Consider the following 25,695-nt stretch of genomic DNA (forward strand, 5'->3'; position numbering starts at 1 on the left):
TATGGCACAAGGAAGGGACCTTGTTGCAAATCAGCCTTGCAACTTTTAGGGTCTTGCGACTGTCGGGCCGCCAGGCCCCAACCAATACAAGGGATCCAAAATGAGAGCTGCCGATCTGGTTATGTTGCTGTTGATCTTCGGGATCATGTATTTCCTGCTGATCCGGCCTCAGCAAAAGCGGGTGAAAGAACATGCCGCGATGCTGGCTGCACTGCGCCGTGGCGATCAGGTCGTCACGCAGGGCGGCGTTGTCGGCAAGATCGTCAAGGTCAAGGACGAGGTCAGCGAGGTCGAGGTCGAGATCGCCTCTGGCGTTATCGTCCGTGTCATGAAGCCGACGATCGTATCGGTGCTGAACAAGACCGAGCCGACCAAAACCTAACGACGCCGAAAAGGCCGCCAGATGCTGTCTATTTCTTATCCCAAGCAGATCATGATCTGGCTGACCGTGGTGGTTGGCCTGATGCTGGCGCTACCGAACGGGTTTTACAGCCGTGTCGAGGTGGCGAACGATGCGCGCGCGCTGATCGCCACGGGCCAGACCAGTGCCGCGCTGGAACACGATGCCGGTCTTTGGCCGTCATTCCTGCCATCCACGCTGGTTAATCTGGGGCTGGATCTGCGCGGTGGCGCGCATCTGCTGGTCGAAGTCGCGGTGCAGGATGTCCACGCATCCTTTCTCGAAGGTTTCTGGCCGCAGGTGCGTGACGTGCTGGCGGCGGAACGCGATGTTGTGGGCTTTGTTACGCGCGAGGAAGGCCCCGCCAGTGAATTGCGCGTGCGCATTTCTGATGCGGCGGGGGCCGCGCGCGCCTTTGAGCTGGTGCGCGGTCTGGGCCGTCCGGTCACGTCTTTTACCGGGGCTGCGGCGTCCAATATCGACGTGCGGATCACTGGCACCTTGCTGACCATCACGATCAACGAGGCGGAAATGTCCGCCATGAACGAACGCACGATGCTGCAAACGCTGGAAATTATCCGCCGCCGCATCGACGAGGTTGGGACCCGTGAACCCACGATCCAACGCCAAGGGCTCGAACGCGTGCTGGTGCAGGTGCCCGGTGTCGGATCGGCGCAGGAAATCAAGGACCTGCTGGGCACCACCGCGCAGCTGACATTCAACCCTGTGGTCGCGCGCACCAGCAATGCAAACCAATCCCCCGGTACCGGCAATTTCCTTGTGCCATCGCTGGATGACCCGGGGCTGTTCTATATCCTTGAACGCCGCCCAGTCGTGACCGGCGAACAGCTCGAAAACGCGCAGCTGGATTTCGACCAGAACGGGCGGGCGGCGGTTGGCTTTCGGTTCAACACCTCTGCCGCGCGGGTTTTCGGCGATTATACTTTGGCCAATATCGGATCGCCCTTTGCCATCGTGCTGGATAACGAGGTGATTTCCGCCCCCACGATCCAAAGCCATATTCCGGGTGGATCGGGCATCATTACCGGCAATTTCACCACCGAAGAGGCCACCAATCTTGCCGTGCTGCTGCGCGCGGGTGCCTTGCCTGCGGAACTGACCTTTCTGGAAGAACGCACCATCGGCCCCGAATTAGGGCAGGATTCGATTGATGCAGGCCGTCTGGCCGCGCTGGTGGGCGGGCTGCTGGTCGTCGTGTTCATGGGTCTGAGCTATGGTCTTTTCGGCTGGTTTGCCAATATCGCGCTGGTGATCAACCTTGGCCTGATCTTTGGCGTACTGTCGCTGGTGGGCGCCACGCTGACGCTGCCCGGGATCGCGGGGATCGTGCTGACCGTGGGTATGGCGGTGGATGCCAATGTGCTGGTGTTCGAACGTATCCGTGAAGAATTGAAAACCGCCAAAGGCCCGGCCCGCGCGATCGAGCTTGGCTATGAACGCGCGCTATCGGCGATCACGGATAGTAATTTCACCACTTTCATGGTGGCGGTGATCCTGTTTGCGCTGGGGTCCGGCCCTGTGCGCGGTTTCGCCATCACGCTGGGACTGGGGATCATTACATCGGTCTTTACCGCGATTTTCGTCACCCGGTCGCTGATTTCCATCTGGTTCGCATACCGCCGACCCAAGACAATCGAGGTTTGACGCAATGCGCCTGCGGCTGGTTCCTGAACAGACGAATATCAACTTTTTCCGCTACGCCTGGCTGAGCTTTGGCGCGTCCGCGCTGATGGTGGTCATGTCGTTGGTGGTGTTTGTGGTGTATGGCCTGAATTTCGGGATCGATTTTCGCGGCGGCACGTCGATCCGCACGGAATCGACCCAATCCGTCGATGTCGCCGCCTATCGCGAGGCGCTGAACCCGCTTGAATTGGGCGATATCAGTATCACGCAGGTCTTTGATCCGACCTTTGACGATGACCAGAATGTCGCGATGATCCGGATTCAGGCGCAAGATGGCGATGAAAGCATCTCGCCGCAGACAATTGCGCAGATTCAAGACGCCCTGCGCGGCGTTGCCCCCGACATTACCTTCCCATCCGTGGAAAGCGTGGGGCCAAAGGTGTCGGGCGAATTGATCCGCACGGCGGTCATGGCGGTTTTGGGCGCGTTGACGGCGATCGTGATTTACATCTGGCTGCGGTTCGAGTGGCAATTTGCCGTGGGCGCAGTGGCTGCGCTGATCCATGACGTGGCGCTGACGATTGGGATTTTTTCGATGTTCCAGATCAGGTTCGATCTGGCGATCATCGCGGCGCTGCTGACCATCGTGGGCTATTCGATCAACGACACCGTGGTCGTGTTTGACCGCGCCCGCGAAAACCTGCGCAAATACAAGGCCAAGCCCTTGGTTGATGTGTTGAACCTGTCGGCCAATGAAACGCTCAGCCGCACGATCATGACCTCTGGCACGACGCTGATCGCGTTGATTGCATTGCTGGTGTTGGGCGGTGATGTGATCCGGGGCTTTGTCTTTGCGATTGCATGGGGCATCATTGTCGGGACTTATTCTTCGCTTTATGTCGCCAAGAACATCGTGCTGATGTTGGGGGTCAAGCGGGATTGGTCCAAAAAAGACCCCGCCGCAGGCACCAAATACGGCCATATTGATAGCTGAGGCGGGAAACCGATGCGCCTGAACGAGATCAGATATAACGATTCTGTCCCGATTGACGGCTATGGCCCCGGCTTTTTCCGCATCGGCGGCAAGGTCGTGCAGGGCGCTGTGCTGGTGTTCCCGACAGGCGTGTCACCTTGGGGCGGGTTCACGGATACGGGTGCGATCATCGACCGGATGGCGGATGTCGATGTGGTGTTCGTCGGCACTGGTGCGGAAATCGCGCATCTGCCTGCGGATTTTCGCAGCACGCTGGAACAGGCCGGGATCGGCGTGGAAAGCATGGCGTCGCCTGCTGCCTGTAGGACCTATAACGTGCTTTTATCCGAAGGGCGCCGCGTCGCGGTTGCCCTGATCCCTGTCTGAATGTTGCATGTCGTGGGTCTGGGCTGCGCCCGCGGCGGTGCAGCGGTCCTGAGCAATGTCAGCTTTGATCTGGTCGCAGGGCAGGCGCTGGTCCTGCGTGGGCCAAATGGCATTGGCAAAACCACCTTGCTGCGCACGCTGGCGGGGCTGCAACCGCCGATTTCCGGCGATGTGGTGATGCCAGAGGAAACAGCCGCCTATGCCAGCCATGCCGACGGGATCAAGACCGCGCTGACCGTGACCGAAAACCTGGCCTTTTGGGCCGAGGTTTACGGCATGCCGCTGGATCTGGCGGTGCTGGACAGGTTCGATCTGGCTGGCTTGCGCAACCGGCAGGGCGGCACCCTGTCGGCGGGGCAAAAGCGGCGGCTGGGGCTGGCGCGGCTGGCGGTAATCGGGCGCAAGATCCTGTTTCTGGATGAACCGACCGTGTCGCTGGACACAGGGTCGGTGGCGATGTTCGCGCGCTGGCTACAGGGGGACCATCTGGCCCAAGGCGGGATTGCGGTGATCGCTACCCATATTGATCTGGGGCTTGATGCGCCGGTGCTGGACCTGACCCCGTTCAAATCCGCCCCCGGCACCGGCGGCGGCACGGATGAGGCGTTTTTATGATCGCCCTGCTGAAACGCGACCTGCGGCTGGCGCTGCGGGCAGGCGGCGGCTTTGGCCTTGGCCTTGCGTTTTTCCTGATCGTGGTGGTGCTGGTGCCGTTCGGCGTTGGGCCTGACCGTGACGTCCTCAGCCCGATTGCACCGGGTATCTTGTGGATCGGGGCCTTGCTGGCGGCGCTTTTGTCGCTGGACCGGATCTTTGCGCTGGATTTCGAGGATGGATCGCTGGCCTTGCTGGCCACATCGCCCTTGCCACTGGAGGCTGCAGGGCTGATCAAGGCCTGCGCGCATTGGATCACCACGGGCTTGCCGCTGACATTGGCGGCACCGTTGTTCGGCTTTTTGTTGCTGATGCAACCCGAGGCTTACGGCTATCTGCTGGCGTCCTTGCTGATCGGCACGCCGGCCCTGTCGATGATCGGCACTTTTGGGGCCGCATTGACGGTGGGTCTGCGGCGCGGCGGCTTGCTGTTGTCGCTGCTGGTGCTGCCGCTTTATGTGCCGACCCTGATCTTTGGGGCCGAGGCGGTGCGGCGCGGCGCGGCGGGGCTGGACGCCAGCGGCGCGCTGATCTTGCAGGGGGGGATCACGGCGGGCTGTTTCGCGATCCTGCCATTCGCCACTGCGGCCGTGTTACGCATCAATCTGCGGTGATCGGGGATTGAGCCAGATGTGTCAGAAGGATAAATAGACGCCATGTCGTTATGGGAATATGCCAATCCAAGGCTTTTTATGAGCTGGACAAGATCTGTCCTGCCCTGGACCTTTGGTCTGGCGGGGGTCTGTCTGGTCGTGGGGTTGATCTGGGGATTCTTTTTCACCCCTGACGATTTCCGCCAGGGATCGACGGTCAAGATCATTTACCTGCATGTGCCCGCCGCGCTGATGGCGATCAATGCCTGGATCATGATGCTGGTGGCCTCATTGATCTGGGTCGTGCGCCGGCATCACGTCAGCGCGCTGGCCGCACGGGCGGCTGCCCCTGTGGGGGTGGTGATGACGCTGATCGCGCTGTGGACCGGTGCTGTCTGGGGCCAGCCGATGTGGGGGACATGGTGGGCATGGGACCCGCGCCTGACATCCTTTCTGATCCTGTTTCTGTTCTATCTGGGCTATATCGCGCTTTGGGAGGCGATCGAGGATCCCGATACCGCCGCTGATCTGACGGCGATCCTGTGCATCGTGGGGTCGATCTTTGCGATTCTGGCGCGCTATGCTGTGTTTTTCTGGAACCAGGGGCTGCATCAGGGCGCATCATTGTCGCTGGATGCGGAAAAGAACGTGGCGGATGTGTTTTATTACCCGCTGCTGATTTGTATCGCGGGGTTCGTGCTGTTGTTTGTCGCCTTGGTGCTGATGCGCACCCGTACCGAAATTCGCGTGCGCCGGATCAGGGCGTTGCAGGCAAGGGGGCAACATGCCTGATCTGGGAACCTATGCTGTCGAGGTGACGGCGGCCTATGTCGGCAGTATCGCGCTGTTGGCGGGTATACTGGGGCTGAGCTGGCGGCGGTATCTGCGGGTGCGCGCCGCCTTGGACGAGGTTGAAAAGAATGGCTAGGCTGTCGCCCCTGATGATTGTGCCGCCGGTGGTTTTTGCCGCCTTTGCGGGCCTGTTTCTTGCCGGTCTCTTGCGCGACAATCCCGAGGAATTACCATCGACCTTTGTCGGTCGCCAAGCCCCGCCTGTCCCGGCCGAGGCGGTCGCCGGCACCGTGCAATTGACCGATGCCGATCTGCGCAGTGGCGCGGTGACGATCGTCAATTTCTGGGCCAGCTGGTGCCCGCCCTGCCGGGCCGAACATCCCAACCTGCTGGCGCTGCAAGATCAGGGTTACCGTGTCGCCGGTATCAATTTCCGCGACCAGCAACCGCAGGCCTCGGGCTATCTGGTGGATTACGATGATCCGTTCTTTGCCACGGGGTTTGATCTGCGCGGCCGGTCCGCGATTGATTGGGGGGTCACAGCCCCGCCTGAAACATTCATCGTGGATGGTGACGGGACGGTGTTGTTCCGGTTCATCGGCCCGCTGGTGGGGTCGGATTACGAACAAAGGTTTTTGCCCGAACTGGCCAAGGCGACGGGCGGCTAACACGGGTGCGCAAAATGCGCACCCTACGCCGCCTAGCGATAAAAAACCCCGGTGTTTCCACCGGGGTTTTTGCGTTTATGCCACTTTGGCAAGGTTGCGCAGCACATAATGCAACACGCCGCCGTTTTCGATATATTCGATCTCGACCGCGGTATCGATCCGGCATTTGACGGTGATGTTTTTCACCGTGCCATCGGCCATCGTGATCTGTGCGGTCATGTCCTGCAATGGTTTCACTGCATCCAGACCAAGGATCGTCACGGTTTCATCGCCGGTCAGGCCCAATGTCTTGCGGGTGTCACCGCCAGTGAACTCGAACGGCACCACGCCCATCCCGACAAGGTTGGACCGGTGGATCCGTTCAAAGCTTTCCGCGATCACGGCCTTGACGCCCAGCAGGGCGGTTCCTTTGGCGGCCCAGTCACGGCTGGACCCGGCGCCATATTGTTCACCCGCAAAGATGACCAAAGGCGTGCCGTTTTCCTGATGCGCCATTGCCGCGTCAAAGATAGAGGTCTGCGCGCCATCGGGTCCGGTGGTATAGCCACCTTCGACGCCGTCCAGCATTTCGTTCTTGATGCGGATATTGGCGAAGGTGCCGCGCATCATCACCTCGTGATTGCCGCGCCGCGACCCGTAGGAGTTGAATTCACGCACCGGCACCTGCCGCGCGATCAGATATTGACCGGCGGGGGTGGTGTCCTTGAACGACCCGGCAGGCGAGATATGGTCGGTCGTGACCATGTCACCCAGCACCGCCAGCACCTTGGCGTCATGCACGTTCTGGATCGTGCCGGCATCCTTGGACATGCCGCGGAAATAAGGCGGGTTCTGCACATAGGTGGATGATGCTGGCCAGTCGTAGGTTTCGCTATCGGTGGTTTCCACCGCCTGCCATTTCTCGTCGCCTTTGAATACATCAGCGTATTTCTTGATGAAGGCTTCGCGCGTCACGGTGCGTTCGACCAGCGCGTTGATTTCCGCCGAGGTGGGCCAGATATCGCGCAGATAGACATCATTGCCGTTCTGGTCCTGCCCGATCACGTCTGTGGCGATATTGATGTTCATATCGCCGACCAGCGCATAGGCCACCACCAGAGGCGGCGAGGCGAGATAATTCGCGCGCACGTCAGGCGAAATGCGGCCTTCAAAGTTGCGGTTGCCTGACAGGACCGATGTGGCGATCAGGTCATAGTCACTGATCGCCTTGCTGATCGCAGGGTCCAGCGGGCCGGAATTGCCGATACAGGTGGTGCAGCCATAGCCGACAAGGTTGAACCCGATGGCGTCAAGGTCTTCTTGCAGGCCAGCAGCCTCCAGATATTCGGACACGACCTGGCTGCCGGGGGCGAGCGATGTTTTCACCCAAGGTTTGCGGTTCAGACCCAAAGCGCGGGCCTTGCGCGCGACCAGACCGGCCCCGATCATCACATAGGGGTTTGATGTATTGGTGCAGGAGGTGATCGAGGCGATTACGATGGACCCGTCATGCAGCTGGTAGCTGCCGTCGGCTGTTTTGACATAGCCACGGCTGTGATGGCCTTCGTCGCCGGGGATGTTGACGGGCTCTGGCTGGCCGCCTTCACCTTCCCAGCGGACTTCTTCCTTGGCGGTGGCTGTCACGCCGCCGCGCACGCCTTTGACGTAATCGCCGAACGCCTTGCCGGCGACATCCAGATTGATGTGGTCCTGCGGGCGTTTGGGGCCTGAAATCGCAGGCACAACGGTGCCCATGTCCAGCGACAGGGTTTCGGTATACACGGGTGCGTAATCCGCGCCACGCCAGAACCCGTTTTCCTTGGCATAGGCTTCGACCAGCGCGATGCGGTCTTCGTCACGGCCGGTGTTGCGCAGGTAGCGCAGGGTTTCATTGTCGATCGGGAAGAACCCGCAGGTCGCGCCATATTCGGGCGCCATATTCGCGATGGTCGCACGGTCGGCCAAGGGCAGGTTATCAAGACCCGCACCGTAGAATTCGACGAATTTGCCAACCACACCCAGTTTGCGCAGCATTTCCACGACTTTCAGCACCAGATCGGTGCCGGTGGTGCCTTCGGTCATCGCGCCTGTCAGCTCGAAGCCGACAACTTCGGGGATCAGCATCGACACAGGCTGGCCCAGCATCGCGGCCTCTGCCTCGATCCCGCCAACGCCCCAGCCCAGCACAGCCAGACCGTTGACCATGGTGGTGTGGCTGTCGGTGCCGACCAGCGTATCAGGATAGGCGACCAATTCGCCGTTCTGGTCGGTGTCGGTCCAGACGGTCTGCGCCAGATATTCAAGGTTCACCTGATGGCAGATGCCTGTACCCGGTGGGACAACGCGGAAGTTCTGGAACGCCTTTTGGCCCCATTTCAGGAACTGGTACCGTTCCATGTTGCGTTCATATTCGCGGTCCACATTCATCTGGAACGCACGAGGGTTGCCGAATTCGTCGATCATCACCGAATGGTCGATCACCAGATCGACAGGGTTCAGCGGGTTGATCTGCTGGGCATCGCCCCCCAGCGCCTTGATCCCGTCGCGCATCGCGGCAAGGTCGACCACGGCGGGAACACCGGTGAAATCCTGCATCAACACGCGGGCAGGGCGATAGGCGATTTCGCGGGGGTTCTTGCCGCCCATCGTGGCCCAGTCGGAAAATGCCTTGATATCATCAACGCTGACCGAAAAGCCGCCATCCTCGAACCGCAGCAGGTTTTCCAGCACCACTTTGAGCGCGGCAGGCAGTTTGGAAAAATCGCCCAAGCCAGCGGCCTGTGCGGCGGGGATCGAATAATAGGCGACCGACTGGTCCCCCACGGTCAATGTCTTGCGGGTTTTGGCGGTGTCTTTGCCGACGGTGACGGTCATGGCTATCCCTTTCATGGCTTATGCAAAGCAAGGCTATTGCTGCGCTTTTGCCCGATGTGCGATGGCCGATCAAGGGGGGTAGATGAAAAATTGTATACCATTGCACACAATAGATGGCTTTTTGCCGGAATCTGATTGAAACATTGTACACAAGACAGTCGCAATTGGTTGATTGGCATTTCGGCCCTTTTTTGCCTAAACGGGTTGGACAGCGTCAGTCGGGATTGAACATGCGCCATTTACGAGTAGCACTTGGGCTGATCGGCCTGTTGGCCACACAGGCCGCAGCCCAGGATAATGCGGTGGTGGTGGAGCTTTATACCTCGCAAGGCTGTTCATCCTGTCCGCCCGCCGATGATATGCTGCGCGCATTGGCCCCGCGTGACGATGTGATCGCGCTGGCGCTGCATGTGGATTACTGGGATTATCTTGGCTGGGTCGATCTGTTCGGCAAGGCAGAACATACCGCCCGCCAACAGGCTTATGCCCGCGCGGCACAGGCAAAGATGATCTATACGCCGCAAATGATCGTCGGCGGGATCGACCAGATCGTCGGATCGCGCCCGATGCAGGTGATGGATGCATTGCAGGCCCATGCCAGTCAGCCCTATCCGTTCGATCTGCGGCTGGTCCGGTCGGGGGATCTGGTTTCGCTGAACGCGGGGCCGGGGGCTGTGGGCGTCTATGACGTGCAGCTGGTCCGTTATGTGCCGCATCAGACAGTGGCGATCAGAAACGGCGAAAACGCGGGCAATACGGTGGATTACGCCAATATCGTCACGTCCTGGGTGCTTTTGGGGCAATGGGACGGGGCCGCGCCCTTGGCCATGCAGGTGCAGGCCGACGGGCCGGAGGCTGTTGTCGCCATCATCCAGCAGGCGGGGCATGGCGCGATCATGGGGGCGGCGCGGCTGCGCTAGCTGCCTGTGCGCGGTTTCCAACGCCGATGTACCCAGAACCATTGCGCGGGATTGGCCGCGATCTGGCGTTCCAGTGACGCAGTCAGCGCCTGCATCATCGCCAGCGGGGTGCCGGTGTCGATCGGGGCGTCCAGCACGACCGCAAAGGACAGCCCGTCGGGCTGGCGCAGACCGTAATAGGGAATGACCAGCGCATCGGTGCGCAGCGCGATATCGGCGATGGATGTCGCGGTATGCGCGGGCTGGCCCATAAACGGGATCGCGGGGCCATTGGCCGCGACATCGAACAGCAAGGTGCCCATGCCGCCGCCGCGCAGGTGGCGCACAAAGCCCATCGTGCCCTGGCGGCCCTGTGCAAAGACCGGCCCGCCCCAGGATGTCATGGTGCGCGCATAATGGGCGTTGAAAAACGCATTCTGCATCGGCCGGTACAGCCCGCCAATGTCATAGCCCAGACCGGTCAGCACCTGGCGCGGGGCCTCGTGATTGCCGAAATGGCCAGTGGCAAAGATCACTGGGCGTTTGGCGGCGGCAGCCTGTTCCAGCGCCGCAACGCCGGGGCCAGTGGGCAGGGTGCCAGCCAGATGGATGGCCAAATCGCGCCAGCAGTAATTCTCGATCAGGGTGCGGCCGAAATTGTCGCAACAGGCGCGCGCAAGGCGGCGTCGGTCGGCGGTTTCCATATCGGGATAGATCAGCGCCAGATGGGTTTCGGCCCTTTTGCGGTACCCTGCCAGCGGCGCGATCCCGCGCGCAAGCACAGCCCCCATCAGCCGAACACGCGCGGCATAGGGCAGGCGGCGCGCACTGCCGATCAGGCCTCGCAGGGCAAGGTCAGCGGCACGGTCGGCCAGGCTGCCGGTGATCTGGTCGGGATCGGTCACCGCCGCGGTGCTGCCGTGGCGGGGGCGATCCTGCGCAGATTGGCGCGGTCGGTCACGGCCAGCATCGGTATCCGTCCGCAGAGGGGGCGCAATGCGCGGCACCATCATGAGGCCAGCTGCGCCCATGGGACCAAGACCCGCCTGTATCATACCAGCGGCGGGCGGTGATGCTGTTTTGCTGTGTCATGCCCAAGGATTAAGCGGATCGTGCCGTGCTGTCCACGCGATAAAGCGATCCTTGCATCGGGTGATCCGTCGGGTGGGGCATGACCCACCTTACCTTGTCATTCCTCCTGATCGGGGTCGCGCAGCACGATCAGCCCGCCATCGGCCAGTTCGCGCACGGCGGTGGTGATCGCGGACATCGCAGCCTCTGCATCGGCCTTTTTGATCGGGCCGCGTTCCGCCGCATCTTCGCGCAGCTGGGCCGCCATGCGCTGCGACAGATTGGCAAGCACATATTCCGCCGAGGCCACCACATCGGCATCGCCTGCCAGCGCCGCCGCAATCGCCGTGGACAGAACGGCTGCATCGACCGCGCGGGTACAGGTGGAAATATCGTTTGGTTTGACCCGTGGCGCGATGTCCTTGAAGGTAAAAATTGCCTTGCGCACATCGCTGGCAAAGTCCGGATCCTTTGCACCCAAACCTTCGAGCACATCCTCGCGCGTGTCGGTGGTGGCGGAATTGAGGATCGCGCCAAGCCGCTGCACGGGCGCTTTGTCAAAGGCGGTGGCGGGGGGATGCGCATATTCCTGCGCCAGCGCGCGCCCGATGCGCCGCACCACATCAGGCGTCACATCGCCCGTCACCGACATCGCATAGGTGATCCGGCGCGCACGGTCGCCGGGCGTTTTTGCCAGCACTTCTGCCGCCTTGGCCACAGGTAGTTTTGACAGCGTGACAGCGCAGATTTCGATGCTTTCCGATTGCATGATCCGCGCCAGCACCGGCACCGCCAGATCGGCCACCACAGGCCAGTGATCGCCGTTGCGCACGCTGTCCATCTGCGCTTGCAGGCGGCTGGCCAAGCTTGGGCTGAGGTGATCGGCCAGCGCCGTGATCGCATTGTCGCGGCTGCCGGGGGCGGCCATGCCCATGGCGTCAAGTTCAGAGGCGAATTCTTCGGCCACCGCGTCCATTGTCACCCGGTCCAGCCGGCGCAAACGGGCCAATTCGCCGGTCAGCAATTCCTGCAGATGTTCGGGCAGGTCAGCCAGCGGCATGCTGCCGCCATCGGCGATCAGCATCTGCACCACGATGGCGGCCTTGCGGCGGCGCGTCATCGCCGCAGCGGAATGGATGTCGGACATATAGCTCATATCCTGACCCTAGCGCAGAGCTGTAAACAAACCCTTGCCAACCCTGTCAGGATCCAGGATGCGTCACCATGATTGACATCTTACGCAGCTGCGCGACCGTTTCGGGGTCCAGCCGCAACAGATCGGCGGTCAGCGCATGCAGGGCTGCAACGTTTTCGGCCAATTCATCTATTTCGGCATCAGTGAATTCCGCGGTATTTTTGGCAAATCCACAGATGCTGCGGTCGTCATTGGATAATGCGACAATCACGACGCCATGCGCCAGCCCGAATTCGGCCGCCTTATGCATAACGCCTGCCGGATCGTCCAATTCCGACCAGCGCGCAATGCCGGCATTTTCAAAACCCCATGCCACCATCGGGTCGGACATGATCAGCCCATTTCCCGAATAATAGTCAAGCCAAGCCTTGGGATAGGTTTGAAACATGAAACGTGGCGTCGTATACGCAATATTAAGGCCTATTGCATATCCATCTGGTGCCAGGCCATTGAAACGCCCCAAAATACTGGTAATCTGCAACTGTTTATTAGGCACGGAACACTCGCTTTACGGTTGCCATGTCAGGTTTATCATTTTGCCACTGCAAACAAAACGCATGGGTCAGTCTAGTGTGATGCAGGGCGCAGCAACAAGAGCTTTCTCATGTGTGGGGCTCGTCAAGGGGAGCTGATGTCTGTTTTAATCGGTCCGGCCGAGATCGGACAGCTTGCTCCCGCCGGTTATTATATTGCGTTGCGTATCGGCTTTGCCTTCCCGATTGAAGAAACCAATGCCTTGTCGTCTGACTGGATAGATCACTATACAAAACAACGCTTTATGCTGTATGATCCGACGGTCAGATGGGCCTATTCCAATGTCGGTTGCATCCGCTGGAGCGAGATCACGCTGGACGATCCCAAGCGCGTTTTGGCGCAGGCCCGGTCATTCGGGATGCGCTACGGTCTGACGGTGTCGGTGTTCGACGCTAGCAAGGATCAGCAGCGGTCACTGGCCTCTTTCACGCGGTCTGACCGGGAGTTCAGCACGCTGGAGGCGAAATTGTTGCAGGTCTATCTGACCCGCCGCCACACCGAAACAGCCCCGCCCACGAATCTGACCAAGGCCGAGATCGAGGCCCTGGGCATGATCAAGGACGGCCGGCGGTTAAAGGAAATTGCCTTTCAGTTAAAGGTCAGCGAAGGCGCCGTGAAACAGCGGCTGAAGAATGCCAAGCTCAAGCTGGGGGCAAAGACCGGCACACAAGCCGCCGCCCTTGCCAGCCAATACGGTCTGATCTGACCGCTTTCCCCTAAACTTTTTAATTTATAAATTACAATTAAAGCGTAATTTGAGGCATCGTGACGACACTTCCGGTTGTCGCAACTGCGTGGCTGTGGATTGAATGCTCAGGGGTCGATATGGAAAATATTACTTTCAATCTTTTGGACCTGCACCGTCATGGCCCGGCCTTTTTCGAATTTCTTGCGCTGCGCAAACGGTTTTTCGTTGATCAGCTGGGCTGGGATATCCCGCATGATGATCAGGTCGAGATGGATCAATACGATAATCCCAAAGCGTATTATTCGCTGGTGCTGCGCGACGGCAAGGTCATCGGCGGCATGCGTGCGATGGCCACCACCGCGCAATGGGGGGCTCATACCTATATGTTGCGCGATGCGGTGGACGGCAAGCTGATCGGCATCCCAGCCGATATCATCCCCCATGCCGAGGTCACGCCGATGGTCTGGGAAGCAACCCGTGTCGTCATTTCAGATGATGTGACAACGCAGGCGGACCGCGCTGCATGTCTGTCGCTTGTGCTGGACGGGATCGTCGCGCAGGCCCGCGCGCATGGTGCAACGGAAATCATCGCACTTTGTCCGCCGGTGTTCGCGCGGACGCTGCGGCAGCTGGGGTTTGCGGCGCGGATCATCGGCGATTCTTACGTCAACCTGCACGATGCGCGCCGCTACGTCGCGATGCGCATGCCTGCGGTCATGCGCAGGTCACAGCCCACCACGCGGTCACAGCGCCCGCAAGCAGACGCACCACTGTGACCGCATCGGCGCTGCTGCTTGGCCTGTTACTGCGCGCCGAACACGCGCGCGAAAATCGTATCAACATGCTTCAGGTGATAGCCAAGGTCGAATTTTTCCTCGATCTCGGCAGGTGACAGGGCGGCCAGCACGTCCGCATCGGCCAGCAGTTCGGTTTTGAAATCCGCCCCCTGTTCCCAGACCCGCATCGCGTTGCGTTGTACCAGCCGGTACGCGTCTTCACGGTTCACACCGGCCTGCGTCAGCGCCAGCAAGACGCGCTGTGACATCACCAGCCCGCGGAATTTGTTCATATTGGCCAGCATGTTTTCGGGATAGATCACCAGTTTTTCGATGACACCCGCCAGCCGGTGCAGCGCGAAATCCAGCGTGATGGTCGTATCCGGCCCGATGGCGCGTTCGACCGATGAATGGCTGATATCGCGCTCATGCCAGAGCGCCACGTTTTCCATTGCAGGGATCACCGACATGCGCACCAGCCGCGCAAGGCCGGTCAGGTTTTCGGTCAGCACGGGGTTGCGTTTATGCGGCATGGCAGAGCTGCCTTTTTGCCCGGCAGAGAAAAACTCCTCGGCCTCCAGCACTTCGGTGCGCTGCATGTGGCGGATCTCGATCGCGATGTTTTCGATGCTCGATGCGATCACGCCAAGCGTGGCAAAGAACATCGCATGCCGGTCGCGGGGGATGACCTGTGTGCTGATCGGTTCGGGGATCAGGCCAAGCTGGGCGCAAACATGTTCCTCGACGCTCGGGTCGATATTGGCAAAGGTGCCGACAGCGCCGGAAATCGCACCGGTGGCGATTTCGGCGCGCGCATTGACCAGACGCGCGCGGTTACGGTCCATTTCGGCATAAAAGCGCGCAAAGGTCAGGCCCATCGTCGTCGGTTCGGCGTGGATGCCGTGGCTGCGCCCGATGCGCACCGTGTCCTTATGTTCCAGCGCGCGGGTTTTCAGCGCGGCCAGCACGCGGTCCATGCCTGCCAGCAGCAGGTCAGAGGCGCGGACCAGCTGGATGTTGAATGTGGTGTCCAGCACGTCCGATGATGTCATGCCCTGATGCACGAAACGCGCAGTATCCTGCCCGATGATTTCGGCCAGATGGGTCAGAAATGCGATGACGTCATGTTTGGTCACGGCCTCGATCTCGTCGATGCGGGCGACGTCAAAGGTGGCGTCTTTGGCTTTCCAGACGGCGGCAGCGTTTTCAGCGGGGATCACGCCGATGGCGGCTTGGGCGTCGCAGGCATGGGCCTCGATCTCGTACCAGATGCGGAACTTGGTGGCGGGGTCCCAGATGGCGGTCATGTCGGGGCGGGAATAACGTGGGATCATCGGGGCACCTTTTCGTTGGTCTGGGCAGCGGGTTGCCTTTGCGTCATAAGAGGGACGGGGCCAAGCCTCAAGCCAAGAACGGGACAGATACGGTGTTGGGACGGGATGATTTTGCAGGGCGCTGGCAAGTTCTGCGCCGGATCGACGACCGGCAGGGGGCAATGCAGGGCGATTTTACGGGCATGGCCGTCTTGAACCCTGCGGGTGAGCACGGGCTGATCTATATGGAAACCGGGCAGATGCGGATCGGGACCGCGCCGGTGATGCAGGCCGTGCGGCGCTATCTGTGGGAAGTCGCAGAGGGGCTGGTCACAGTCCGGTTCGAGGATGGGCGCGATTTTCACAGCTTTGCGCCTGCGGGGCAGGCGGCGGGAACGGATCATCCCTGCGGGGACGATCATTATACCGTTGTTTATGATTTCACCCGCTGGCCGGATTGGCGCGCGACATGGGATGTGCGGGGGCCGCGCAAGGATTATACCTCTGTGACGGATTATAGGCGTCGGGCGGATTAAAATCCACCTTACGCGCGGATCGCTTGCGCTGCGACGTGGCATCAGCGATAAATCACACAGGTAATCACAAACAGGGGAGAGTGGCAGATGGCCCTCGCACTCAACAAATCCGTCATGACCGAGGTTTTCGGCCCGAGCGAAGGCACCGCCCTGCGCGTCAAGCAGGCGCTGATGGTCGTCCTTGGCATCGTGCTGCTGGCCGTGATGGCCAAGATCAAGGTGCCGGTTCCCGGCAGCCCCGTCGCGATCAGCATGGGTACATTCGCCGTGCTGACCATCGGTGCGGCCTATGGCCCGCGTCTGGGGCTGACGACGATTCTGGGCTGGATGATCGTGGGGATGTTGGGGTTTGACGTATTCCAAAGCTCGACCGCCGATCTGAACGGGATCAGCTATATGATGGGCAGCACCGGCGGCTATCTGGTCGGCTATGTGCTGGCAACACTGGCGCTGGGTTATGCGGCGCGCGCGGGCTGGGACCGGTCGGTCGTGCTGATGGCGCTTGCCATGCTGATCGGCAATGTGCTGATCTATGTACCGGGTCTGGCCTGGCTTGCCGTGCTTTACGGTCTGGACCAGCCGATCCTGGCCTGGGGGCTGACGCCGTTCCTGCTGGGCGATGCGCTGAAACTGGGGCTGGCGGCATTGCTGGTGCCGGGCCTGTGGAAGCTGATCGGTGACGCGCGCAAATAAGCGCGGACAAGGCTGAGAGATACAAGGCGCGGGCTGAAAGGTCCGCGCTTTTTTCATGCGATGGGGGCAGAAAAAATATGCGCCGCATATTCTTGGCGGGCAACGAAAGGCGTTTGACAAAGTCTTTCGGCCACGCGGGTGGATGCCCAGTCCTGCATAGACCAGTCCTGCATAGACCAGTCCTGCATAGACCAGCCCTGCATACCCCGGTCCTGTAGAGAGATGTGACCTGTTGTTGCCGGCACATTCACAAAACAAAAAACCCCGCCTGATTTCTCAGGCGGGGCATGTTTGCAAACAGCCTGCGTTTAGCAGCTGTAATACATCTTGAACTCGATCGGATGCGGTGTGTGCTCGTAGGCGTAAACCTCTTCCCACTTCAGCGCCATATAGCCTTCGAGCTGGGATTTGGTGAACACGTCACCGGCCAGCAGGAATTCGTGATCTGCTTCCAGCTCTTGCAGGGCTTCGCGCAGCGATCCGCAGACAGTCGGGATCGATGCCAGCTCTTCTGGCGGCAGGTCATAGAGATCCTTGTCCGAGGACGGGCCGGGATCGATCTTGTTCTTGATCCCGTCGATGCCAGCCATCAACAGCGCGGCAAAGGCCAGATAGGGGTTGGCGGCTGGGTCGGGGAAACGGGCCTCGACGCGTTTTGCCTTGGGCGATTCGGCCCATGGGATACGCACACAGCCCGACCGGTTGCGTGCGGAATAGGCGCGCAGCACGGGGGCCTCGAATCCGGGGATCAGACGCTTGTAGCTGTTGGTGGTCGGGTTGGTGATCGCGTTCAGCGCCTTGGCATGCTTCAAGATACCGCCGATGAAATACAGCGCCTCTTGTGACAGATCGGCGTATTTGTCGCCCGAGAACAAAGGCTTGCCATCTTTCCAGATCGACATGTTCACATGCATGCCGGTGCCGTTGTCGCCAGCAATGGGTTTCGGCATGAAGGTCGCCGATTTGCCATAAGCCTGCGCCACATTGTGGATGACATATTTGTATTTCTGGATCTCGTCGGCCTGCTTGGTCAGCGTGCCGAAAATCAGGCCCAGTTCGTGCTGGCAAGACGCCACTTCGTGGTGGTGCTTGTCGACCTTCATGCCCATCCGCTTCATCGTGGACAGCATTTCGGACCGCATTTCCTGCGCATCGTCGATCGGGTTGACCGGGAAATAGCCGCCCTTGATGCCGGGACGGTGGCCGGTGTTGCCCATTTCATATTCGGTGTCGGTGTTCCATGCGCCGTCGAGCGCATCGACCTGGTAGGACACTTTGTTCATCGAAACGCTGAAACGCACATCGTCGAAGACGAAGAATTCAGCCTCTGGCCCGAAATAGGCCGTGTCGCCCACACCGGAAGATTTCAGATATTCCTCGGCCTTGACGGCGGTGCCGCGCGGGTCGCGGTCATAGGGTTCCATCGTGTCGGGTTCGACAACGTTGCAATGGATGCAGATCGTCTTTTCCGCATAGAACGGATCGACATAGGCGCTGGAGGCGTCGGGCATCAGTTTCATGTCGGACTGGTCGATGGATTTCCAGCCGGCGATGGACGAGCCGTCGAACATGAAGCCTTCGTCAAGGAAGTCTTCGTCGACAAGATCGGCAACCACGGTGACGTGCTGCAACTTGCCGCGCGGGTCGGTGAAGCGGATATCGACGTAATCGACCTCTTCATCCTTGATCAGTTTGAGAACAGCTTTCTTGTCCATTCTTGGGCACCTTTCTGTAGCATCTCGGGTTTTGCTTGGCGTACGCCCAACCGGGCGGCGGCAAGCGGTGTTAAAGAGCTTCGTCGCCGGATTCGCCAGTCCTGATGCGGATGGCCTGCTCGACGGAGGAAACAAAAATCTTGCCATCGCCGATCTTGTCGGTTTTGGCAGCGGAGATAATGGCCTCGATAGCGCCATCGACCTGATCGTCGGGCAACACAACCTCGATTTTGACCTTGGGCAGGAAATCGACGACATATTCCGCACCACGGTAAAGTTCGGTATGGCCTTTCTGACGCCCGAAGCCTTTGACCTCGACCACGGACAGACCCTGCACGCCCATGTCTTGCAGCGCTTCTTTCACCTCGTCCAGCTTGAACGGCTTGATGATCGCTTCGATCTTTTTCATGGCATGCGACTCCTTGGATTTCGGTCACAGTGGTGAGACCATTTCTGTTGCACGGGGACAATTCGTGGCAAAGTCCTGACGCGGATGTGCCGCCGGAAACAGATGCATGTGATTGCATATTAGGCTGCTTGCACAAATAATATGCTTAATGAAAACTTTAAAGCCCATCTTTTGACATAGTTGCTGACGGTCGCCCAAATCACCGCCTTTCCACAGGGGCGGATTGCGGCGGCTGCGGCGGGATGCCACGCGCCGGGATGCCATGCTGCGGGGGCCAGCCCCCGGACCCCCGGGATATTTCGGCTCGGAAGATGGGGAAGGGTGGGCCGGGGCCGATTGCACCGGACCTGCAAAGCCCTGCCGCGTTCTGCACCCGTTTCACGCTGTGGCGCGCAGGCGATTTTTCCTCTCGCATCCCGCCACCAGCTTTGCTAGACAGCGCCCAACATGGGGCAGGCGTGAAAACCTGCCCCTTTTGATCATGCGGGTGTGGCGAAATTGGTAGACGCACCAGATTTAGGTTCTGGCGCCGCAAGGCGTGGGGGTTCAAGTCCCTCCACCCGCACCAGGTAGTGAAAAAAAGGACAACACATGCAGGTCACCGAGACCCTGAACGACGGCCTCAAGCGCGGCTATGCCATCACCGTCACAGCGGCAGAGCTGGACGCGAAGGTTGAAGAGAAGCTCAAAGAAGCCCAGCCAACCATCGAGATGAAAGGCTTTCGCAAGGGCAAGGTCCCGATGGCATTGCTGCGCAAGCAATATGGCGAACGCCTGATGGGCGAAGCGATGCAGGACAGCATCGATTCTGCCGTGCGCGACCATCTGGACAGCAGCGGTGACCGCCCTGCGGGCCAGCCCGAGATGAAGATGTCCAACCCCGACTGGAAGCCCGGCGATGACGTGCTGGTCGATGTGTCCTATGAAAAGCTGCCCGATATTCCGGCCGTGGATTTCGCCAAGATCACGCTGGAGCGCATGGTCGTGAAGGCCGATGACGCCGCCGTGCAGGAAGCCCTGGACAACCTGGCAGCTTCGCCGCAGGCCATGACCTATGAGACCAAGAAAACCCAAGCCAAAAAGGACGACCAGGTCGTTCTGGATTTCGTGGGCAAGGTCGATGGTGAAGCTTTTGAAGGTGGCACCGCCGAGGATTACCCGCTGGTTCTGGGGTCCAATTCTTTCATCCCCGGGTTCGAGGACGGGTTGCTGAAGGTCAAGACCGGCGACGTCAAGGATGTCGAAGTCACCTTCCCCGAAGAATATCAGGCCGCCCATCTGGCCGGCAAGACAGCCGTGTTCACCTGTACCATCAAGGATGTCCGCGCGCCCAAAGCGCCGGAAATCAATGACGAACTGGCGGCGAAATTCGGGGCTGGGGATCTGGCCACGCTCAAGACCCAGATCGCGGATCGTCTGGAGGCTGAATATAGCGGTGCATCCCGTGCGCTGGCCAAACGTGCCTTGCTGGATGCGCTGGACGGTGTTGTCAGTTTCGAACTGCCAAAGGCGCTGGTCGAAGCCGAAGCCAACCAGATCGCGCATCAGCTGTGGCATGAGGAAAACCCTGATGTCCACGGCCACGATCACCCCGAGATCACGCCCACCGACGAGCATCAGTCACTGGCGCAACGCCGCGTGAAACTGGGCCTGTTGCTGGCTGACATCGGCCAGAAGGCCGAGGTGAAGGTCACCGATCAGGAAATGACCCAGGCGATCATGAACCAGGCGCGGCAATATCCCGGTCAGGAGCGCCAGTTCTTTGAATTCGTGCAGCAGAACGCGCAGTTCCGTCAGCAATTGCAGGCGCCGATGTTCGAAGACAAGGTCGTTGACCACATCTTCGCCGCGGCAACTGTGACAGAAAAAGACGTCAGCAAGGAAGACCTGCAAAAAGCGGTCGAGAAGCTGGAAGAAGAATAAATACTGCGCCATGCGGCGACGGGAAAGGGCACCTGCGGGTGCCCTTTTTTGTGAAATGTTGCTTTGACATGTCGTGGTGTCACGCCATTCGGACAAAGGGCGTGCAAGTGGTCTTGACGATGATCTCGACAGCCCTGTCGCGCCGGAAATCTGCTGTATGGGCTGGTTTGGCCTGTCGTCAGGTTTTTGTGCCGCGACTGGATACTTTATGCGTCCAAGATTCGCGGGACAGGCAATAGCACCGCCAGGGTTGGTGGCCGCCGCCCAGATCCAGATCAGCGTCATGCGCCAAAACCGCACCAAGTTTCATCGTCGCTGTTTGCGACCGAATATTCTGTGGCGCAATATGAAACCAGGCTTCGGAATGATGCTGATACAGATGACCCAGCATCAGGCTTTTCAGCGCGTAGTTTGTCGCGCCGCCCCAATATGCACAGGTCAGAAAAGTGTATCCGATTGATAGCCGCGAGGGGGCTGACGGATCTGTATAGTATGCAGAGCATCCGATCACCGCGTCTGTTGCGCGATCTCGCACCAACAGCGTGCCACCCACATCAAGAAGAGCCGTGAAATATCCGTCGAAGACGTCTCTTTGGTGTCTGTTCCGCGCCGGATGGCCAGCCCAAATGGCAGGATCACTTGCCGCGAAGGCGAGCGCGTCGATATCTGTGCGCGCCAGCGGCGCAAGCTCAAGCATGTCATTCGCGAGTGACGGTTGAGGATCAAAGTCATGGGGGAATTGAAACATCTGGATCTTTTCCAATAAGGCAATGTTGCAGCGCATGGTACGGGGGGACGTGTCAACACATGTGCCTGGCCGAGGACCGAACAAACAAAAAGGGCCGCTGGCAAATGCCGCGGCCCTTTTTAATAACGTATCGCCAAGATTTAGTCGCGGTCGTCTTCGCCGTCGGCAGCGCCGCCGATGTCGTCGAACAATTCCTGAATCTCGAACTCGGCGGCTGCCTCTTCTTCGGCGGCCAGTTCGGCGATGGATTTGCCGGCTTCCTGAAGCTGGGCCTCTTCGGCGGAACGGGCGACGTTCAGCGTGATCGTGGCAGTGACTTCGGGGTGCAGGTTGACCAGCACATCATGCAGGCCAAGGTCCTTGATCGCGCCGGTCAGAACGATCTGACCTTTGTCGACGCTGAAACCGGCTTTTGTTGCGGCTTCGGCGGCATCGCGTGGCGTGACCGAACCGTAAAGCGCACCACCGTCAGAGGCGGAACGGATGACGACGAAACGCTGACCATCAAGCTTGTCTGCAAGGGCCTGTGCTTCTTTCTTGGTTTCGAGGTTGCGCGCTTCCAGCTGGGCCTTTTCAGCCTCGAAACGGGCCATATTGGCCGCGTTCACCCGCAGGGCTTTGCCCTGTGGCAGCAGAAAGTTGCGGGCATAGCCGTCCTTGACGGATACGACTTGGCCCATCTGACCGAGTTTTGCCACGCGTTCGAGAAGAATGATATCCATGATATGTCCTTACTTTACAGCGTATGGCAGCAGGGCAAGGAACCGGGCACGCTTGATCGCACGGGCGAGAGCGCGCTGGTTCTTGGAACCGACAGCAGTGATGCGGGCGGGCACGATCTTGCCACGCTCGGAGATATAGCGCTGCAGCGTGCGTGTGTCCTTATAGTCGATCTTTGGCGCATCAGTGCCTTCGAACGGATCGGACTTGCGGCGGCGGAAGAATGGTTTGGTTGCCATGATTGCTATCCTTTACTGATCAACGACGTTCGCGGCGTTCGCCGCCACGGTCACCGCGGTCACCACGATCGGGGCGATCGCCACGGTCGCCACGCTCTTCGCGCTTTTGCATCTGCACGGATGGGCCGTCTTCGTGGGCATCGACCTTGATGGTCAGCACGCGCATGACGTCTTCGTTCAGGCGCATCAGGCGTTCCATTTCCTGGATCGCTGGTGCGGGCGCATCGGTGCGCAGCAGGGCGTAATGGCCCTTGCGGTTCTTGTTGATCTTGTAGGCCATCGTCTTGACGCCCCAATATTCGTTTTCCAAGAGCTTGCCACCGTTGTCGGCAAGAATGGTCCCGAAATGTTCGATCAGGGCTTCGGCTTGCGTGTTGGACAAGTCCTGACGCGCAATCATCACATGCTCATACAGCGGCATGCATACTCCAGTTCTTTTCTCGGCGCATTTCAAAGAATGGGGCAGTGAGCCTTCTGCACCCCATCCACGAGAGACTGCGCAGTTCATAACATCCGCAGAAGGATGCCGCCTTATACGCAGCTTGGGCTGCAATGCAAGCCTTGGCGGCCTGTTTTGCCTGGCTTCGGTCAGATGCGGCCCATTTGCCAGACGCGGCCTTGCTGTTGCCCATTTCTGGTCGTCTTTTGCGGCTATGCTGGGTCGGTAAGGAGGAACCCGACCCAGATGAGCAATGACACGATCATGGCATTTTTCAAACCGCAGCCGTTGGTCGCCGTTGAAGATACTTATTGGGGCTATCTGATCCGCAGTGAGAGGGGCGAATCCTTCGGCTTTGTTCTGCTGCAATCGGCCTGTTTGGTGTTGGGCATGGCGTGCCTGGTCATGGCTGCGGGCGTGGCAACGCTGACGCCGCTGATGTTTGGCGTGGCGCTGACCCCGTTTCGCATGGCTGTGGTGGCGCTTTTGGGGGCGGTGGCGGCCTATCTGTTATGGTTCGCAAGCCGTGGCACCCGAACCGAGATCCATATCGACACCAGTATCCGCGAGATTCATCAGGTGATCCGTAACCGTGCGGGCCGCCCGACGATCCTGCGAACGCATGATTTTGCCCAGATCACCGATATCCTGACGCAACGCGATGACGCAAGTGGCACCGCGCTGCTGGTCCTGCAGGGCAATGACACCGTGCTGTCGATCTGCATCGCCATGGCCAGCGCGCCCCGGTTGGACGCGTTGCACGACCGCCTTGCGCGTGATGTGACAGGCGATCCGCGCGTTACCTGATCGCGCATCGCGTGTCATCGAACACTGTATGTTCGGATTTGCGCAATTGTGTTTTGGGACGCAAACGGGCGTATGGGAATCGTATAAACATTGGAGTTGACCCATGAAAAAGATCCTTTCGACCGCCGCCCTTGCCATGCTGTTGGCCGCGCCTGTCGTCGCCGAAACCTATGTTCTGGACGCCAGCCACAGCCAGATCGTGTTCAGCTATAACCATCTTGGGTTCTCGACCACTTATGGCATGTTCTCGGGCTTTGACGGCGAAATCGACTTTGACCAGGCAGACCCTGCCGCGTCATCGGTCAATGTGTCGTTTCCTGTGCGCACCATGCTGACCGGCTGGGAAGGCCGTTTCAACCATTTCATGAGCGCGGATTTCTTTGATGCCGCCGATGATGAAATGGTGAGCTTTACCTCTACCGGGATCGAAGTGACCGGCGACACCACCGCGCTGATCACGGGTGATCTGACGCTGAACGGCGTGACCAAAAGCGTCGTGCTGGACGCCACGCTGAACCAGGCCGGTATGCATCCGATGGAAAACAAGGGCTGGGCCGGTTTTGATGCAACAACCACCTTGCTGCGGTCCGATTTCAACGTCGGCAATTTCGCGCCTTTCGTCAGCGACGAAGTCGAAGTGATGATCTCGATCGAGGCGATGCAGGCCGAATAAGCCGCCATCACCGCAAAACATGACACCGCGCTGGCGAAATCCAGCGCGGTTTTTTTGTGCCTTTTGCGGGGGGAAGGGGGCGCCCCCTTCCTAGCGTGTTGCGCGGACTGACAGCGTTACATCCACCGCAAAGCCAAGGCTGCTTTCATCCGCCATCGACGCGCCGATGCCGAAATCGCGCCGGTCCAGTGTCAGGGTGCCCGACATCTCTGCGGTATCGCCCGCGACCGTCAGATCGAAAGGAAAGCGGACCGGCACTTCGCTGCCTTTGATCGCCAGCACACCATCGGCGGTATAGCTGCCGGCCTCTGCGATGATCGCGCCGGTAAAGCGCGCCGTCGGATAGGTTGCGCTGTCAAAGAAATCTGCCCCCATCGCCTGCGATGTCACTGACCCCAGCGTCAGCGATGGGATCGAAATGGTCGTGCTGACCTCTCCCGCGATGCCGGTGGCGGCAGGGTCAAAGTCGATCGCGGCGGTCCAATCGGCAAAGCTGCCCTGCACATTGCTGCCCAATTGGGTGATGCCAATGCTGATCTGGCCATCGGTCACTGTCCAACCGGCGCTGACCTGTTCCAGCGCGATTTGGGCCGGTGCGGCTGTATCATACGATTGGACCAGAGCCACCGCCGCACCAATGCCGCCCGTCAGCGCAAAGATCGCCAGTGCCGCCACCGGCGCGCGCCAGCTGCCATGCGCCCCGCCCAAGCCCGCTGCGTTGGTTTTGCCAAACCACATCCGGCGCAACGTTGCGTCTTTGTCGATCAGGTGATGTTTGAACGCCCCAGCAACATGCAAGGCGATTGATGCGATCATGATCTGGCTGAACAGCCCATGCAGGACCGCTGTGACCTCGGCCAAGCTTTGGGATTTTGGCACCAATGGCAGGTCTTGGCCGAAGGGCCACCAGATCGGGGCAAAGCCGCTGGTCGCGGCGTGATGCACCCAGCCGGTAAGTGGCACAGCGACAATGCTGATATATAAAAGCCAATGCACAAGGCTTGTGATCATTGCTTGCGCGCTGTGGGGCGCGGTTAACGCCCCCGGTTTGACCTGCCCAAGCGCCCATAGAATGCGCGCCAGCGCCACGAAAAACACCGTGACCCCAAGCGTTTTATGCAGCGAAAACAAAAACGCCTTTTGCGCCAGTTCCGCATCGGTGCCGTAAGGCAGATCGTGTGCGATCATCCCCAAAGGCGCGATCATCAAGATCAAAAGCGCGGTCAGCCAGTGAAAGGTCTTGGTGACGGTGCCATAGCTGCGGGCGGTATTGGATACTGACATTGCTAAATCCTCGTTACGATCGCCCCCAGATAGCAGCCAAGCCGCGCCGCGCATAGACGCCACCATGCA

General features: G+C 59.8%; 29 protein-coding genes and 1 tRNA gene. 18 read left to right on the forward strand and 12 right to left on the reverse strand.

Going from position 1 to position 25,695, the window contains the following annotated elements; all coding sequences use genetic code 11:
* Window positions 1-100: 100 nt before the first annotated feature.
* Genes yajC through ACPF9B_RS04630 form a run of 9 tightly spaced genes read left to right on the forward strand, consistent with a single transcriptional unit; the run spans window position 101 to window position 6,111 of the window.
* The gene (gene yajC / locus ACPF9B_RS04590) at window positions 101-382 is read left to right on the forward strand and encodes a preprotein translocase subunit YajC (protein ID WP_007205134.1); all 282 of its coding nucleotides are present in this window, start codon (window positions 101-103) and stop codon (window positions 380-382) included.
* Between the two features lie 21 nt (window positions 383-403).
* Entirely contained in the window at window positions 404-2,065 is a 1,662-nt protein-coding gene (gene secD, locus ACPF9B_RS04595; RefSeq protein WP_424179555.1) for a protein translocase subunit SecD, read from the forward strand.
* 4 nt (window positions 2,066-2,069) lie between these two features.
* Window positions 2,070-3,038 (forward strand): protein translocase subunit SecF, encoded by a 969-nt coding sequence (gene secF / locus ACPF9B_RS04600; protein ID WP_007205132.1) that lies wholly within the window; start codon window positions 2,070-2,072, stop codon window positions 3,036-3,038.
* Window positions 3,039-3,050: 12 nt separating this feature from the next.
* Window positions 3,051-3,404 carry an Mth938-like domain-containing protein gene (locus tag ACPF9B_RS04605; protein ID WP_424179557.1) on the forward strand — a complete coding sequence of 118 codons (354 nt, stop codon included), beginning with the start codon at window positions 3,051-3,053 and terminating at the stop codon, window positions 3,402-3,404.
* Entirely contained in the window at window positions 3,405-4,019 is a 615-nt protein-coding gene (gene ccmA, locus ACPF9B_RS04610; protein WP_424179559.1) for a heme ABC exporter ATP-binding protein CcmA, read from the forward strand.
* On the forward strand, window positions 4,016-4,672 hold the full coding sequence (gene ccmB, locus ACPF9B_RS04615; RefSeq protein WP_424179561.1) for a heme exporter protein CcmB: 657 nt from the start codon (window positions 4,016-4,018) through the stop codon (window positions 4,670-4,672). Before ccmA ends, ccmB begins: the two co-directional genes overlap by 4 nt.
* A gap of 42 nt (window positions 4,673-4,714) precedes the next feature.
* Window positions 4,715-5,443 carry a heme ABC transporter permease gene (locus ACPF9B_RS04620; protein ID WP_424179563.1) on the forward strand — a complete coding sequence of 243 codons (729 nt, stop codon included), beginning with the start codon at window positions 4,715-4,717 and terminating at the stop codon, window positions 5,441-5,443.
* Window positions 5,436-5,579: a heme exporter protein CcmD gene (gene ccmD / locus ACPF9B_RS04625; protein WP_007205127.1), complete on the forward strand. Its 144-nt coding sequence runs from the start codon at window positions 5,436-5,438 to the stop codon at window positions 5,577-5,579. The genes ACPF9B_RS04620 and ccmD overlap by 8 nt, the downstream gene beginning before the upstream one ends.
* Complete coding sequence (locus ACPF9B_RS04630; protein WP_424179565.1) at window positions 5,572-6,111, forward strand: DsbE family thiol:disulfide interchange protein; 540 nt, start codon at window positions 5,572-5,574, stop codon at window positions 6,109-6,111. The genes ccmD and ACPF9B_RS04630 overlap by 8 nt, the downstream gene beginning before the upstream one ends.
* A gap of 75 nt (window positions 6,112-6,186) precedes the next feature.
* Here the strand turns inward: ACPF9B_RS04630 and acnA are convergent, their stop codons facing one another.
* Window positions 6,187-8,964 (reverse strand): aconitate hydratase AcnA, encoded by a 2,778-nt coding sequence (gene acnA / locus ACPF9B_RS04635; RefSeq protein WP_424179567.1) that lies wholly within the window; start codon window positions 8,962-8,964, stop codon window positions 6,187-6,189.
* A 230-nt stretch (window positions 8,965-9,194) separates the two neighbouring features.
* On the opposite strand from acnA, the gene ACPF9B_RS04640 reads away from it, so the two are divergent.
* Window positions 9,195-9,884 carry a DUF1223 domain-containing protein gene (locus ACPF9B_RS04640; protein WP_007205124.1) on the forward strand — a complete coding sequence of 230 codons (690 nt, stop codon included), beginning with the start codon at window positions 9,195-9,197 and terminating at the stop codon, window positions 9,882-9,884.
* Here the strand turns inward: ACPF9B_RS04640 and ACPF9B_RS04645 are convergent.
* From ACPF9B_RS04645 to ACPF9B_RS04655, 3 genes are all read right to left on the reverse strand, one after another.
* Window positions 9,881-10,873: a lysophospholipid acyltransferase family protein gene (locus ACPF9B_RS04645; RefSeq protein WP_424180352.1), complete on the reverse strand. Its 993-nt coding sequence runs from the start codon at window positions 10,871-10,873 to the stop codon at window positions 9,881-9,883. The genes ACPF9B_RS04640 and ACPF9B_RS04645 overlap by 4 nt on opposite strands.
* A gap of 179 nt (window positions 10,874-11,052) precedes the next feature.
* Window positions 11,053-12,090, reverse strand: a complete 1,038-nt coding sequence (locus ACPF9B_RS04650) for a FliG C-terminal domain-containing protein (RefSeq protein ID WP_007205122.1) — start codon at window positions 12,088-12,090, stop codon at window positions 11,053-11,055.
* A gap of 46 nt (window positions 12,091-12,136) precedes the next feature.
* On the reverse strand, window positions 12,137-12,517 hold the full coding sequence (locus tag ACPF9B_RS04655; RefSeq protein WP_424179569.1) for an autoinducer binding domain-containing protein: 381 nt from the start codon (window positions 12,515-12,517) through the stop codon (window positions 12,137-12,139).
* Window positions 12,518-12,760: 243 nt separating this feature from the next.
* On the opposite strand from ACPF9B_RS04655, the gene ACPF9B_RS04660 reads away from it, so the two are divergent.
* Together ACPF9B_RS04660 and ACPF9B_RS04665 are read left to right on the forward strand one after the other, a co-directional pair.
* A complete protein-coding gene (locus ACPF9B_RS04660; RefSeq protein ID WP_007205120.1) occupies window positions 12,761-13,369 on the forward strand; it encodes a helix-turn-helix transcriptional regulator in 609 nt (202 codons plus the stop codon).
* A gap of 119 nt (window positions 13,370-13,488) precedes the next feature.
* Window positions 13,489-14,127 carry an acyl-homoserine-lactone synthase gene (locus ACPF9B_RS04665; protein WP_007205119.1) on the forward strand — a complete coding sequence of 213 codons (639 nt, stop codon included), beginning with the start codon at window positions 13,489-13,491 and terminating at the stop codon, window positions 14,125-14,127.
* A gap of 26 nt (window positions 14,128-14,153) precedes the next feature.
* Here the strand turns inward: ACPF9B_RS04665 and purB are convergent, their stop codons facing one another.
* Window positions 14,154-15,461, reverse strand: coding sequence for an adenylosuccinate lyase (gene purB, locus ACPF9B_RS04670; RefSeq protein ID WP_424179572.1), 1,308 nt, complete (start codon window positions 15,459-15,461; stop codon window positions 14,154-14,156).
* A gap of 92 nt (window positions 15,462-15,553) precedes the next feature.
* Here purB and ACPF9B_RS04675 point away from each other — a divergent pair, with 92 nt between their 5' ends.
* Both ACPF9B_RS04675 and ACPF9B_RS04680 read left to right on the forward strand, forming a co-directional pair.
* On the forward strand, window positions 15,554-15,976 hold the full coding sequence (locus tag ACPF9B_RS04675; RefSeq protein WP_424179574.1) for a DUF6314 family protein: 423 nt from the start codon (window positions 15,554-15,556) through the stop codon (window positions 15,974-15,976).
* A gap of 87 nt (window positions 15,977-16,063) precedes the next feature.
* Complete coding sequence (locus ACPF9B_RS04680; protein WP_424179576.1) at window positions 16,064-16,669, forward strand: biotin transporter BioY; 606 nt, start codon at window positions 16,064-16,066, stop codon at window positions 16,667-16,669.
* A gap of 308 nt (window positions 16,670-16,977) precedes the next feature.
* On the opposite strand, the gene glnA is transcribed toward ACPF9B_RS04680, so the two are convergent.
* The gene (gene glnA / locus ACPF9B_RS04685; protein WP_007205115.1) at window positions 16,978-18,384 is read right to left on the reverse strand and encodes a type I glutamate--ammonia ligase; all 1,407 of its coding nucleotides are present in this window, start codon (window positions 18,382-18,384) and stop codon (window positions 16,978-16,980) included.
* A gap of 70 nt (window positions 18,385-18,454) precedes the next feature.
* Entirely contained in the window at window positions 18,455-18,793 is a 339-nt protein-coding gene (locus ACPF9B_RS04690) for a P-II family nitrogen regulator (RefSeq protein WP_007205114.1), read from the reverse strand.
* A 483-nt stretch (window positions 18,794-19,276) separates the two neighbouring features.
* Here ACPF9B_RS04690 and ACPF9B_RS04695 point away from each other — a divergent pair.
* Together ACPF9B_RS04695 and tig are read left to right on the forward strand one after the other, a co-directional pair.
* Window positions 19,277-19,361, forward strand: a tRNA-Leu gene (locus ACPF9B_RS04695).
* Between the two features lie 23 nt (window positions 19,362-19,384).
* Window positions 19,385-20,716 carry a trigger factor gene (gene tig / locus ACPF9B_RS04700; RefSeq protein ID WP_424179578.1) on the forward strand — a complete coding sequence of 444 codons (1,332 nt, stop codon included), beginning with the start codon at window positions 19,385-19,387 and terminating at the stop codon, window positions 20,714-20,716.
* Window positions 20,717-20,894: 178 nt separating this feature from the next.
* Here tig and ACPF9B_RS04705 read toward each other — a convergent pair whose 3' ends face one another.
* From ACPF9B_RS04705 to rpsF, 4 genes are all read right to left on the reverse strand, one after another.
* A complete protein-coding gene (locus ACPF9B_RS04705) occupies window positions 20,895-21,464 on the reverse strand; it encodes a GNAT family N-acetyltransferase (protein ID WP_424179580.1) in 570 nt (189 codons plus the stop codon).
* Window positions 21,465-21,604: 140 nt separating this feature from the next.
* Entirely contained in the window at window positions 21,605-22,186 is a 582-nt protein-coding gene (rplI, locus tag ACPF9B_RS04710; protein ID WP_007205110.1) for a 50S ribosomal protein L9, read from the reverse strand.
* Between the two features lie 9 nt (window positions 22,187-22,195).
* The gene (gene rpsR / locus ACPF9B_RS04715; RefSeq protein ID WP_007205109.1) at window positions 22,196-22,423 is read right to left on the reverse strand and encodes a 30S ribosomal protein S18; all 228 of its coding nucleotides are present in this window, start codon (window positions 22,421-22,423) and stop codon (window positions 22,196-22,198) included.
* Window positions 22,424-22,442: 19 nt separating this feature from the next.
* Window positions 22,443-22,844, reverse strand: coding sequence for a 30S ribosomal protein S6 (gene rpsF, locus ACPF9B_RS04720; RefSeq protein WP_007205108.1), 402 nt, complete (start codon window positions 22,842-22,844; stop codon window positions 22,443-22,445).
* Window positions 22,845-23,108: 264 nt separating this feature from the next.
* Here rpsF and ACPF9B_RS04725 point away from each other — a divergent pair, with 264 nt between their 5' ends.
* Together ACPF9B_RS04725 and ACPF9B_RS04730 are read left to right on the forward strand one after the other, a co-directional pair.
* Window positions 23,109-23,669, forward strand: coding sequence for a hypothetical protein (locus ACPF9B_RS04725; protein ID WP_424179583.1), 561 nt, complete (start codon window positions 23,109-23,111; stop codon window positions 23,667-23,669).
* Window positions 23,670-23,772: 103 nt separating this feature from the next.
* Window positions 23,773-24,342: a YceI family protein gene (locus ACPF9B_RS04730; protein WP_424179585.1), complete on the forward strand. Its 570-nt coding sequence runs from the start codon at window positions 23,773-23,775 to the stop codon at window positions 24,340-24,342.
* 90 nt (window positions 24,343-24,432) lie between these two features.
* Here the strand turns inward: ACPF9B_RS04730 and ACPF9B_RS04735 are convergent, their stop codons facing one another.
* Window positions 24,433-25,626, reverse strand: a complete 1,194-nt coding sequence (locus tag ACPF9B_RS04735) for a cytochrome b/b6 domain-containing protein (protein ID WP_424179587.1) — start codon at window positions 25,624-25,626, stop codon at window positions 24,433-24,435.
* Window positions 25,627-25,695: the final 69 nt, after the last annotated feature.

The sequence above is a fragment of the Yoonia sp. TsM2_T14_4 genome (assembly GCF_049602355.1).
GTDB lineage: Bacteria > Pseudomonadota > Alphaproteobacteria > Rhodobacterales > Rhodobacteraceae > Yoonia > Yoonia vestfoldensis_A.